Raw genomic sequence first — 13,000 nt, forward strand, 5'->3', positions numbered from 1 at the left:
TTACACCGGGTAGTTTACTTATCCCAAAAATAAACTACACTGTTTAGTGTACTTTATTCTCCGGACGAACCGACATGGCATCGCCTCTCGTTTTGATTCATCGCATTCTGGGTTTTGCGGCCGCCCGGCGCGGCCGCGCGCTGTCTGGCGGCTCGCCGCAGCACAATGGCGAGCGCTTCAGCAATGTCGCGCCCCGTCCGGTCGAAGGATTGGGCAAAACGCTCGGGATCGCCTGGAACGTGCTGTTCAACAAGCCGCGCAATACCGTGCCCGCAGGGCAGCTACCCATCGATTCGTTGACGCGCGCGGAGCTCGACGCGGCCCCCGATCGCAGCCTGTACCGGCTTGGCCATTCGACGCTGCTGCTCAAGCTGCGCGGCGAATTCTGGCTGACCGATCCCGTGTTCGCCGAGCGCGCGTCGCCGTTTCGGCGCGTCGGCCCGAAGCGCTTCCATGCGCCGCCGATCGCGCTTGAAGATCTTCCGCCGCTGCGCGGCGTGATCCTGTCGCACGATCACTACGATCATCTCGACCGCGACACGGTGCTCGCGCTCGCGGCCACCACCGGCGTGTTCGTGACGACGCTGGGGGTCGGCGACCGCCTGATCGAATGGGGCATCGACGCGAAGAAAGTCCGCCAGCTCGACTGGTGGCAAAGCGTCGACGTGGCCGGCCTGACGCTGACCGCGACACCAGCCCAGCACTTTTCCGGGCGCAGCCTGTTCGACGGCAACAGCACGCTGTGGGCGTCCTGGGTCATCGTCGACGACGACTTGCGCGTGTTCTTCAGCGGCGACACCGGCTACTTCGACGGGTTCCGGACGATCGGCGAGCGCCTCGGGCCGTTCGATGTCACGCTGATCGAAACAGGCGCATACGACGCGCAATGGCCGTATGTGCACATGCAGCCGGAAGAGACCGTGCAGGCGCACATCGATTTGCGCGGACGCTGGCTGGTCCCGATTCACAACGGCACGTTCGATCTCGCGATGCATCGCTGGCAGGAACCGTTCGAGCGCGTCACGGCACTGGCGATCGTGCGAGGCGTCGATCTGTCGACGCCCAGGATGGGCGAGCGCCTCGCACTCGACGAACCGCATCGCGGCGAGCGGTGGTGGCGCACGGTCGACGAGCGCGTGACGTCCGTTGCCACGAAATCGCGACGCTGGACGCTTTGCGCGTCGCAGGCCACGAAGTAAAACCCGCCAATCGTTGTACATTTTTCCCGGAGCGCGGCGCTGCCGCGACTCCGGCAGGCGCGTTGCCGGCGTACCCGCACGTCGACGGGCTGTCTGTAGACCCGATTACCTGAGTAGAGAAGTCATGCATCCGGCACCCGTCCGATACGCACCCGGCCACCCCGTCGACGACGCCACCCTCGCCGCATTCAACCCCGTTGCCTCCCGATCGACGAGCCGCAGCCGGGAGAACGACCTGCGGCAGACGCTCGCAGAGCGTGTCGCGAGATGGACGAAAGACGTCGATCACCTCACCACGGCCATTCCGAACCTGAGCCTCCATCGAAGGGAGGTGACAACGCAGCCGATGGATTGCATGGTCGAGCCTAGCTTCGGCCTCGTCGTCCAGGGCACGAAGCGGCTCATTCAGAGCGGCGATGTGTATCTCTGCGACGCCAACCGCTTTCTGATCACGTCCCTCGACTTGCCCGGTTCGACGCAGGTCATCGAAGCCAGCCGCGAAAGGCCGTTTCTCGGAATCGGGCTCAGGCTTGATTTTCGCGTCATGGCTGAACTGATGGCGCAGGTCGCAGCGGATCACGACGAAGCCCCTGCAGGCCGCGGCCTCGTCGTCGGCGATATGAACGAACCGCTCTACGACGCGGTGAATCGCTTGCTAGCGTTGCTGGATGATCCGAACGCCATCGCAGTTCTCGCACCGTACGTCGAGCGGGAAATCTATTACCGGCTACTAACGAGCGACCAGGGTGCCCGTCTGCGTCAGATTGCGTCCGCCGGCAGTCAGGGCAACCGCGTGTCGCGGGCGATCCAATGGTTGCGGACCCATTACGACGAGTCGCTTCGGGTCGACGATCTGGCGGCGCAGGTACAAATGAGCAGTTCGACCTTCCACCACCACTTCCGCCAGCTCACCGGCATGAGTCCGCTGCAGTACCAGAAATGGATACGGCTCAATGAGGCGCGTCGACTGATGTTGTCCGAGCGGCTCGACGCCGCGTCGGCCTCGTTCAGGGTCGGATATGCGAGCCCGACTCAGTTCAATCGCGAATACAGCCGGTTGTTCGGCAATTCTCCGCGGAGAGATATCGATAGCCTGCGAAGCGGAGCAGATGTCGTTCTTTCGGTAGCGGCGACGTATTGATCATCGGAACGGCACCGGAGATGTGAGATGCCGCGTTTGGTGGTATCCGCAGAATGCTTGGGTCGCCCCCTTCACGCGTGAAGGGGGCGACCCGCTTGAGCCCGACGCGCGCAGCGAGATGCGCGCTTGTTGTTTTCCCCAAATTGATTGCTCGGCAGCCAGCCGCGAATTCAAATTAGGTATCGAGCGGTGCGTGGGCGCCTCGCGGCGGCGGACCTGTATCCGAAATCGCAAGTATTCATCGGCTAGAGGCAGTCGTCTCCTGCCGACCTCTTGAATTGATGAGGGACTTTGCCGTCTCCGCAACCAAGTCGTCTCAGTGCCCTCCGGAGGCTCGGCCATAAACTCTGCAGTGTGGGGAGTGTCGCGCCATGCTGCGAACCACCGATGTGCGCGGTGAGCGTGTGCGTTGTCACGTGACAACTCTCGCTGATAGATCGGCGCAGACACCCAAGAAGGCGCTCGACGCCTTGTCGAGATGCATCTGATTCGCCTCGTTCGATTTATCTCGGCATCAGATCGACTGATTTCGTTTTGAATACCACAAATTACGTATCATCGATTACACATCGAGTCTTGCTCACACCGCCCCTGGCTCGAAGATTGCGAAATGGCCATACGCCCCTATTTACAGGGTTGATCTCGGCGATTTTGCGTGAAACAACATGAAGAATATAGCGCAACCCACTGCCAGATAAGGATTTCCGCGAACATCGAATTTCTTGGAAATGTTTCACGATCCGGCCCGTTTGAGTTGTGATGTGGCCATCAACACTGAAGTTCGTCGCAAACCGAAGCCACATTTGCATAGCTGGCGCGCAAAGGCCCCGGAACTCGAGGGTACGCGCGGCAAAGCCCGCACCCTCCCCTTCCGTACGACACTCTCGCAATGTTGACCCGACCACTCCAATTAAATGGGGCCATATCATTGGCGTCCATGACACTCACTCGTGGGCGCGACCCAGCAAGCTGACCGGCGTCTTTCCTCTCGCACGTGACTGCAAATAGTGAGCGATGTAGCCTCCGCGTCTGCAGACCTATTGATGACTAAGGCTCTTCGACATAGGTGCCCCGCCCGACATACGGCGCAGCGCGACGCTTCGTCACGCAAGCTCCCCGATACAACGCTTCAGTTGTCACGTGACAACGCCCCAGTCAACTCATCCAGGAAACTGCAATTGCGACGACATCGCGATGCGAATCTCTCCTTTGGCGACCCAACCGCTCACGCTCTATGAAGTTCGATCAAAACTCGTCCGGAGGGCGACTCGGCACCGACGCGACCTCCCGCTCCGAACCGATTGTCACGTGACAACTCATCGCACGAGAAGCGGTCATGCCAAGAAACTGCACCAGATTTCGAACGTCGAATGATCTCGCCATAGCTTTAAGTGCAGTCGAAGGAGAGATTTCCTGGCGCCGGATTACGTCGAGAAGGAACAAATGCCTGCTACTTGTCACGTGACAACCGAGTTCCCTTGCGACGCCTATGAAGTGACTACCGGAAACCGTGGCGATTTTTACCGCGAACACCGCGACCTCGAGGTTCTCGTCTCCATTTGCCAACACTGCCGTCGACATTGGGATTGATCGAAGTTTCGCTCGAGCTTCGTACTTACTTTTCAATCTCGGTCGTCAATTTTATTTTTACTTGACCGTCAATCGCGAATGACTCATTAGCCATTCGGCCCACTTGTCACGTGACAACCACACCGATCCTTAAGGCATACATCGCGTCGAAGGCTTTTCTGGACATTTCGACAATAACTGCATATATTACGCAAAACTCCGAGGAGGAATTTAATGGCTTTCAAGATCGCCGTCAGTAATCAAAAAGGTGGGACTGGAAAGACAACCATCTCCGTCAATATCGCGGCTGCGTTCGAAGCCGGCGGCAACAAGGTCGCCCTGATCGATGCCGACCCTCAAGGCACGTCCGTCCGGTGGGTGACGAGTGGCGAGAACACGCTGCCGATGACGGTTCTCTCTCTGGCTCCTGCCGGTCGCGGCATCGGCGGCGAGATCAAGAAGCAGGACGCGAACTTCGACGTGATCGTTGTCGACTGTCCTGGCAACCTCGAAGACCCGCGAATCGCTTCCGTGCTCGAGGTCGCCGACTTCTGCCTCGTGCCGCTGTCACCGTCGCCAGCCGATCTCTACAGCACGGTCGCGATGATCCGCATGATCGAATCGATGCGGTCCATTCGTAACCCGAATCTTTCTTCCGCATTAATGCTGAATAGTGTTAATGGAAAAACTAAAATGCGTGAAGAAATTTTAAAAATTCTACGGGCTGAAGAAATAGGGGAGCATCTGCTCGACAGCCAGATCGCGCAGCGCGAGGTCTACCGTCAGACGTTTGCGCTCGGCACCACGATCCATCACCACAATCGCTATCTGAAGGGCCTGAAAGAAGCCCGTGCGGAAATCGAAAAGCTGGTCACGGAAATGGCCCAATACATCGCGTCGACGCGCGCTACCGGAGCCGCCCATGGCTAAGGACACATCGAAAGACAAGAAGCCGACCGGCAACCTGCATCTCGCAGCCGGCCTGCTGCGCGGACTCGCGCAGGAGAATGCGGCGCTCGAAACGCGGCTGCCCGAACCGGCAGCTGCACCGAACGTCGTCAGCGAAGCGGCACCCGCCGGCGCTCCGGCCGCGGCCACGCCGGCCAGCACACCGGATCTTGGCGCGCCCCAGAAGGTATTGGTCAAGGATTGCATTCCGAACCCGTTCAACCCGCGCGTGTTCTACTCGGAGTCGAGCCTGCACGAGCTCGCCCTGACACTGAAACGGGAAGGGCAGATCGAGCCGATCAAGGTTACGCGGCTCCCGGAGTTTCCCGGCAAGCTCGTGGTGATCGACGGGCAACGCCGGCTCCGCGCGACGAGCATCAACGGCGATGAAACCATCAACGCCACGTTCCGCACGGATCACACGCCTGAGCAGCTCTACACGATCGCGTATCGCGCGAACCACGACCACGAACGCCAGACGATCTTCGACGATGCGGTCGCGTGGAAGCGTCTCCTCGACGAGAAAGTCTTTTCCGACCAGAACACGCTGGCGGAAAAGATCGGCAAGGACAAGGCATCGATCAGCAAGACGCTGTCGCTCAACGCACTCCCGAACACACTGCTGGAACGGATGGCGAGCGCGAACGACGTGGTCGGCCTGCAGGCGGCGTACTTCCTGAAGCTGATCTTCGAACGCCTGGGCGAGCCGACTGCCGACCGGCTGTTGACGGCCGTGATCGACCGGAAAAAGTCGGTTCGTGATCTGGAGAATTTCCTGCGTGCGCAAAGCGACGGCAGCAAGAAAGCGGGACGTACGCGTTACAGCGTTCGCCATGACTTCGCGCTCGAATCGCGAGCGATCGGCCAGTTGAAAACCTATCCGGACGGACGTCTGGATCTGCAGCTCAAGGGCGTCGACGCATCGCATCAGGAAGCGCTCGCCGACAAGCTCAAGACCGTCATCGACGCGTACGTTGCCGAACTGGCAACGGCCACGCAACAGTAACGCGCGAAAAGCAGAAGGCCTCGCATCCGCGTAGCACCGCGAAGCCGGACGACGACGTCCGGCGCGCGACGCACATCCGGCTGCGAGGCCTTCGTTCAGTTGCCGGCGAGACTGCTTTTCAGCAGGAATTCCAGCAAGTCGTCCGAGGTCGGTTCGCCCCATGTATCCAGTGCGAGCCACCGGAAGAAGCTGGTCTGCGCGAGCTTGCTCGCCTTCTTCTTCGGGGACAGCGTCAGGTCCTTCGAGCCTGCCACCGTCTCGTTGTAACGCTCGATCAGCTTGGTCTGGTCGTCGATCTCCAGTTCGCGGAAGTACGCGCCGGCTTCCTCGACTTTCGCCGCCAGATATTTGTCGCGAATCTGTTCCTGCTTGCTCTGCGCGGATTCCTTCGCCGGGGCTGCCGCTTCCGTTCCCTGCCCGTCGGACAGCGTGTAGCCGTGCGTCAACGCCTTGCGGAAATACGCGGCCACGTTGTCGACCGGAGCCGCATTCTTCTTCGTAGTCCGATTGAGCGTATAGGCAATCGCCGCCTTGATGCGCTGCACGCCATATTGCGTGATCAGCCGGCGCGCTTCCGAGCGCGGGATGCCGAACTTGGCGACCTCCTCGACCAGCGCTTCGTTCTTGACGTCGCCATCCTCCACCGTATCGGTGCTCTGCTTGCGCGTCACCTTGAACTGAACCGCCTCCACGCTCCGGCCGGACTTGTGTTCGATCAACTCGAGCGTGTGATCCGAAACTTCGTTCACCTCCTGAATGCACGGCACCAGGACCTTGCTCTTGAACAGCTTGTATTCCTTGTACGACTGCGACGCCTTGTCCTGGCCGAGAATGAGGTCACGAAATTTCGGCAGCGGGATCTTCGCGGTGATGCCGATCCCCTCGTAGCGCACCGTGTTTTCCCACAACGCGAGCGAGTGCGACCGCCGGAACTCGCGGGCGATCCGCATATCGATCAGTGCGTAGATCTCGGGGTTGAGCAACTCGCTGCGAATCTGGTCGGAGAAGCTGTACTTCAGCACCGATTGCTCGAGCTCCGCGCCGGCGAGCAGGCCCGACGCTTTCCAGACGGTCGACCGATCCGCGGCCAGATAGTCCCAGTTGACGACAGTACTGATCAGCGAGTTGACCGTGTCCTTCACGTACTTCGTATTGTTGCTGTTCAACCCGCTCTCGTGCGAAAGCGACGCAAGCGAAATCGAAAAGCTCGTCCGGCCTGGCTCGAACGCCTCCTGTCGAAGCGCGTTCTTGATCAGCGAGCTGAACATCTTGCGCTGCTGCAAGCCGATCTTTCCGGACTTCGGCGCGATATGAATCGCCTGGACCGCCTTGCGCAGCAAGTCGGGAGGCTCGGGTGTCTGAAACAGTGAAACCTGTTTGTCTGAGCCTTTGCTTGCGGGCTTGCGCGGCATCGTAATGTCCGGATAAGGTGACCTTGTTGAGAGCGGACTTTATACCTTTTCGCGCCGCGGAGCAACGTCCTTGTTCCGGCTTTACTTGCACTATCTCCGCTAACCTGCAGATATAAAAGGAAAATTCACAATCAGAAGAGCTATGCGTGACCCCATATCCAGCTACCTTTCGACAAAAATGCTTCCCACAAGCCGCTACCTTTCATGCCCGGACGTGGAAACCCGGCATGAGATTTGCCCTTGGCAAGGTAACCATCCATGGGAAGCAAATGAGGAGAATCGGGATCATTGGGGAAATTCGTGGTGCCCTGCAGCACAGACCGACTTTCTTCCCATAACTTGCTACCTTCACCAATTCCCACAGGAGGGTACCTTTCGACAGGCTCCGGCCGCGTTGGCAGCGCTGATTTCAGCGCTGAAGGCAACCATCGCCCCATAAACGGCAACCCATTGATTTCCCCATAAAAGGTTACCTGTCGATCCCATCGATCCTGTCCATGGGAGCCAGCCGCGGGAAATCCTGGAGAAAGGCAATCGAGCAGTCCCAAATGTGACCCATAACTGGCTACCTTTGAGGTGCCCCATAACCGGCTACCCGAGAAAAATCACTGTGCGAGGCGGCGGTCCACGGATCCCGAAAGGCGACCCATAAAAGGCTACCTACCAGCATCCCCATAGACGGCTACCCAATGCGTTTCCGGGCCGATTTCCCATAACCGGGTACGCTTGCCCCATATCCACAACCCCGATTCCCCACAACGGGGTACCCGAATCCCCAAATCCACAGACCTTTACTCCCAATCCCTTACACCTGTGCTCCCATAAATGGGTACCGAACACCCCTCAAACCCTTGTCAGGTAAGGCTGAGAGCCGTCTAAAAGTAGTTAAAGAAGTAAACGTGGTTTACAAAAGATGTAAACACACGTGCGCCTCTGCAGAAAGACGAACCCCATAAACCGCTACCAATGGGAGCCGTCTATGGTGTTGCCGGCATCTCAAACCATCGATTCACACCTGGAAACAGTGACTTGGCGCCCTGTTCTACACAGGCTCCAGGCCCGACAAGGCTTCCGAAGGAGGTGAGTACCCACTCACATGAGCCTGAAAAGTAGAAACCTATGGGAGAAAAACGGGAAGAAAGCCCCGCTTCCAGGCACAGGTTCCCATTTATGGGATCAAAAAAGCAGCTCAGTGACCTAGACGGCGCCCGTTGTCGACGCGCAAAGCAGACCAACGATCCGGAAACATGAATCTCTCTGGCTTCGTTCACAGCAGTTTCAAATCATCCCGGACGGCAGCCGAAGGGTTTTTTTGCACTCATGCTTCGCTGTCCATGGACAAGTTTTTCCGTTCGCCCGCGCACGTCTCTCGTCAAATTTAGCCTGTGGACTGTGTACAGAGGAAATAGATGCCGTTCGCTTGGCTGTCTCTGTGGTCGTCCAACTTTCTACCTTTGGAACCACCAACCGAATTTCGATGCTGTGCGCCACGGTCGCAAGGAGAGGCCTTGGAACGGCTTCCCGCAGACGAATTGGTTGGCCCGCACTGTCGACACGCATCGTCGGCTTCTGGGTCGATCTAGGGCACGTCGCGAACCAACGTGAAGATACGCGCGACCACGAAGCTCACCGCAATCGAATTCGAGCGATGATCCCGAACATGCTCACCTTCCGATAGCTTCGCATCCTGTAAAAGCTCACCAACCAGGCAAGGCCACAGGAATCGGCATGCTGTGCAGGCACCGACACCCGTCTGGATGCCGGGCAACCCAAGCTGCGGAATGAAAAGCCTGTGACTCGCGCACGTTGTGCGATGCGTTCCTGAGCAGAATCGGACGGGTCACGTGCGTTGCCGCGACATCGCGACCAACGTGCCACGGTCACCAGACGAGCGCCGCGACACCGGTGCGGCACCGTCGGTGCAGCCGTGAAGTGAATCCCGCCGATGTCTTCACCGCACGCGATGTATTCACACCATTCGTCATACGGACCACAGAACCACGCGGTGACGCGTGGTACCGGCTCAGGTAACGCTCGGCATCACAGTGCGGCGATGGGTTGCCGGATCGAATGCTGCGCGCCGTGGCGATGCAATCGTGCATGCCTTGATCGCTGCAAAACCGAATCGTGGTCGTTTATGGGAGGAACCGCCGCTTGAGCCGCGTCGACCGGCAACGCGGCACACAGTTCGACTGCTGATGCTGTGATCGCGACTGGCTTGATAACAGTCACATCAGACGTGAGCATGCCGGCGACACCACCTATGAAACAGTCCTGGGTATTTCACCTCGCACTGTGCCGCGCGTACATCGCCCATCCTCGTCGCTGAATCGCGGGGACATCGACCGCTTCCTGTCGCCGCCGCAGCGCGATCGGCACACGCATCGATACGTGCGACACAGTTCGTCCTGTCCGTGACAGTCGACCGGCGTCCACGTTTTCTCCCATACGTGTATCCCCAATTCCGTTCTCACGTTGGCGCCACATTTTTCGCGGCGCGGTTATGATGCACAGGTCCCGAACGCGGCATGACAACCGATCGGGGCAGGGGCGGTATCTCGATGGTCTTTCAATCCGTGATAAACCAGATAAGAGAGTTCAGCGATGCAAATCCAGATCAGAAAACTCACGCTGGCTGCTACCGCAGCCGCGTTCCTGTTCGGCTCGGCAGTTCCTGCGTTTGCGCAGACCGACGCCAGCGCACCCGCGGCACAGGACGCGAAGGCAGCGAAGAGCCAGGCACGCAAGGCGGCCCGGGCCCAACGCAAGGCAGAGCACAAGGCAGCGCGCGCGAAGAACAACGCCGAGCTGAAGAAACTCGAAGACGCCGGTTACAAGCCCGCGGCCAATGATCCGAACTATCCGCAGAACCTGCAGAACGCGGAGAAGAAAGCCGCCGGCGCTAGTCAGTAAGCGCCGGCCGGCGGCAAGCCACGGTTCGATCCGCGGCTTGCCACGTGCGTCGCGGCTCCGCGGCGCACAACGAAAACAGCATTCCCGGCACCGACGAAGGCAAACTCGATCCAGGCGCTTGCGTTATTTGTTTCGCATTCCTGTATGTCTTGGCGCATGCGCTCCGCACACCGACACAGTCAGTTCCGCACGCCTGGCGCGGCCGTATTTCCCGCCACCTTCAACCATTCCTTGAATGCCCGCACCGCGTCGTCGTTCGCGCGTGCCGAGGCCACGTACGTGAAGTAGCGCCACGGCGGCAGTGCCGGTTCGCTGAACGGCTGTACCAGCCGACCTTCTGCGATGTCGTCCGCGACGAGCGCGATCGGTCCCATCGCGACGCCGAGGCCGTCGAGCGCGCCTTGCAGCGTCAGGTAGAAGTGCTCGAGCGTCAGCGAGTGGCGCGGCACGAGATTCGGCTGTCCGGCTGCCGCGAGCCATTCAGGCCACATGCCGGGATAGGTGGCGGCGTGCAGCAGCGTGAAGCCGGCCAGATCGGCAGGCGCATGCAACGGCCGGCCCTCCAGCAGCTTCGGCGCACACACCGGCAGCCGTACTTCGGACAGGAATTCCTCGGCAATGTAACCGTCGATGGCCTGCGGGCCGCCGCGAACGATCAGGTCGACCTTGTCGCGCAGTTTGTCGATCGGCTCGTTCGACGTCGACAGCCGCACCTCGATGGCCGGATGGGCGACCTGGAACGACGACAGCTTCGGCACCAGCCAGCGCAACGAAAACGTCGCGGGTGCGCTTACGCGCAACACGCGCTGCTGCACATGGCCGAAATGCTGCGCGGTGGCGAGCGCGATTCGGTCGAACGACGCGCCGACCTCGGCGAGATACGCGCGGCCCGAGTCGGTCAACTCGACCCGCCGGTTATGGCGTTCGAACAGCGGCCGCCCGAGCCAGGCTTCCAGCTGTTGCACGTGCCGGCTGATCGCGCCGTGGGTCACGCACAGTTCGTCCGCGGCCAGCGTGAAGCTGCCGAGGCGCGCGGCGGCTTCGAACGCACGCAGCGAATTCAGCGGAGGGAGTCGTCGGGCCATTGCATCGTTCGTGTGAGTTTTACTCACACGATGGTTCAGGTTTAATCGTTTGATCGGGTACTCAAGCTCAGCCAATATGGCACACAAACGTCCGGCTCGGCCGAACGATTGTCTGAATTTCTCACATGGAGTGCGGAGCATGCCGAACGTGGTGGTCGTGGGCGCCCAATGGGGCGACGAAGGTAAGGGGCGCGTCGTGGACTGGCTGGCGGCACAGGCCGATCTCGTTGCACGCTACAACGGCGGCCACAACGCGGGTCATACGCTGGTCGTGGGCGGCAAGACGTACAAGCTCGCGCTGCTGCCGAGCGGTGTCGTGCGCGGCAAGCGCGGCGTGATCGGCAACGGCGTGGCGCTCGATCCGGAAGCGCTGCTCGCGGAAATCGGGCGGATGGCCGAGCTCGGGCTGTCGGTGACGCCGGATAACCTGTCGATCGCCGAGAACGCAACGCTGGTGCTGCCAATCCACCGCGCGATCGACCAGGCTCAGGAGCGTCTGCGCCGCGAGCCGATCGGCACCACGCTGCGCGGGATCGGGCCGGCCTACGAGGACAAGGTCGGGCGTCGCGGGCTGCGGGTCGGCGATCTTGCGGAACCGGGCCAGCTCGCCGCCAAACTGGATGTGCTCGTCGACCATCACAACGCGTGGTTCCGCGGCCTGGGGCTCGACGAATATTCCCGTGAAGCGATGCTGGCGACGCTGGTCGACCTTGCGCCGCGGATCCTGCCGTTCGTGCGCCCCGTCTGGGCCGATCTCAACGACGCGACCGACCGCGGCGAGCGCATCCTGTTCGAAGGGTCTCAAGCCGTGATGCTGGATATCGACTGGGGCACGTATCCGTTCGTGACGTCGTCCGGCACCGTTGCCTCGGCGGCGGCGGCCGGTACAGGGCTCGGTGCGTCGAAGCTCGGCCACGTGCTGGGCGTCACGAAGGCGTATGCGACGCGGGTCGGCGGCGGCCCGTTCCTCACCGAGCTGTCCGACGCGACCGGCGAAACGCTGCGTGCGCGCGGGCAGGAGTTCGGCGTGAATACCGGCCGGCCGCGCCGCTGCGGATGGCTCGACGCCGCGCAGTTGCGTCAGGCCGTCAGGATCTCGGGCATCGATTCGCTGGCGCTCACCAAGCTCGACGTGCTCGACGGTTTCGAGTCGATCGAGCTGTGCGTCGGCTACGAACTCGATGGCGTGCGGGTCGATCATCTGCCGGCGAGCCTCGATGCGCAGTCGCGAGCGAAACCCGTGTACGAGCGGTTCGACGGCTGGCGCGGCACCGTGAAGGGGGTACGTGAACGTGCGGCGCTGCCGCGCGCCGCGCAGGATTTCATTGCGCGCGTCGAAGCGGTCGCCGGCGCACCGGTATCGATGATCACGACCGGCGCGGAGCGCGACGACACGATCGTGTTGCGTAATCCGTTCGATGCGGCCGCCGGGGCTTAGTACGTCATCCATGCCGTGAATCGCGCGGCGGCATTGGGGTCGCCGGGTAGTTTTTGCCGATCCGATGCCGGTCGTGTGCCGGTGCGACGGGGCGCGTATGCGCGCGGCCCATACCCCGTGCGCACGGCGGCCCGGCGACACGATTCGGCGTCCGGATCACGCCGCATACGGCAAACTGGACACGTCTGCACTGCTGCTGTACTGTTCCGCACAATTCGCGCCAGACCGGCCTGCGCCGGCGCTGCCGGCACCATGGCCGCGCGGTGGCGCGACGTGATCTCAATCCCGG

Annotated in this window: 8 protein-coding genes; 6 read left to right on the plus strand and 2 right to left on the minus strand. The window is 60.9% G+C overall.

What is annotated here, in order from left to right; all coding sequences use genetic code 11:
* Nucleotides 1–74 precede the first annotated feature (74 nt).
* The 4 genes from CFB45_RS37155 (at nt 75) to CFB45_RS37170 (ending at nt 5,863) form a co-directional block, all read left to right on the plus strand.
* The gene (locus CFB45_RS37155; protein ID WP_089430031.1) at nt 75–1,199 is read left to right on the plus strand and encodes an MBL fold metallo-hydrolase; all 1,125 of its coding nucleotides are present in this window, start codon (nt 75–77) and stop codon (nt 1,197–1,199) included.
* A 124-nt stretch (nt 1,200–1,323) separates the two neighbouring features.
* Nucleotides 1,324–2,340: an AraC family transcriptional regulator gene (locus tag CFB45_RS37160; protein WP_089430032.1), complete on the plus strand. Its 1,017-nt coding sequence runs from the start codon at nt 1,324–1,326 to the stop codon at nt 2,338–2,340.
* A 1,803-nt stretch (nt 2,341–4,143) separates the two neighbouring features.
* A complete protein-coding gene (locus CFB45_RS37165; RefSeq protein ID WP_089430033.1) occupies nt 4,144–4,839 on the plus strand; it encodes a ParA family protein in 696 nt (231 codons plus the stop codon).
* On the plus strand, nt 4,832–5,863 hold the full coding sequence (locus CFB45_RS37170) for a ParB/RepB/Spo0J family partition protein (RefSeq protein ID WP_089430034.1): 1,032 nt from the start codon (nt 4,832–4,834) through the stop codon (nt 5,861–5,863). The genes CFB45_RS37165 and CFB45_RS37170 overlap by 8 nt, the downstream gene beginning before the upstream one ends.
* 95 nt (nt 5,864–5,958) lie before the next feature.
* Here the strand turns inward: CFB45_RS37170 and CFB45_RS37175 are convergent, their stop codons facing one another.
* Nucleotides 5,959–7,275, minus strand: a complete 1,317-nt coding sequence (locus CFB45_RS37175) for a replication initiation protein (RefSeq protein WP_039369202.1) — start codon at nt 7,273–7,275, stop codon at nt 5,959–5,961.
* 2,604 nt (nt 7,276–9,879) lie between these two features.
* On the opposite strand from CFB45_RS37175, the gene CFB45_RS37180 reads away from it, so the two are divergent.
* Complete coding sequence (locus CFB45_RS37180) at nt 9,880–10,188, plus strand: hypothetical protein (RefSeq protein ID WP_046547226.1); 309 nt, start codon at nt 9,880–9,882, stop codon at nt 10,186–10,188.
* Nucleotides 10,189–10,367: 179 nt separating this feature from the next.
* On the opposite strand, the gene gcvA is transcribed toward CFB45_RS37180, so the two are convergent.
* Nucleotides 10,368–11,273 (minus strand): transcriptional regulator GcvA, encoded by a 906-nt coding sequence (gene gcvA, locus CFB45_RS37185; RefSeq protein ID WP_089430035.1) that lies wholly within the window; start codon nt 11,271–11,273, stop codon nt 10,368–10,370.
* A gap of 139 nt (nt 11,274–11,412) precedes the next feature.
* Here gcvA and CFB45_RS37190 point away from each other — a divergent pair, with 139 nt between their 5' ends.
* Complete coding sequence (locus CFB45_RS37190) at nt 11,413–12,711, plus strand: adenylosuccinate synthase (RefSeq protein ID WP_089430036.1); 1,299 nt, start codon at nt 11,413–11,415, stop codon at nt 12,709–12,711.
* Nucleotides 12,712–13,000 lie beyond the last annotated feature (289 nt).

Source organism: Burkholderia sp. HI2500 (assembly GCF_002223055.1).
Lineage (GTDB): Bacteria > Pseudomonadota > Gammaproteobacteria > Burkholderiales > Burkholderiaceae > Burkholderia.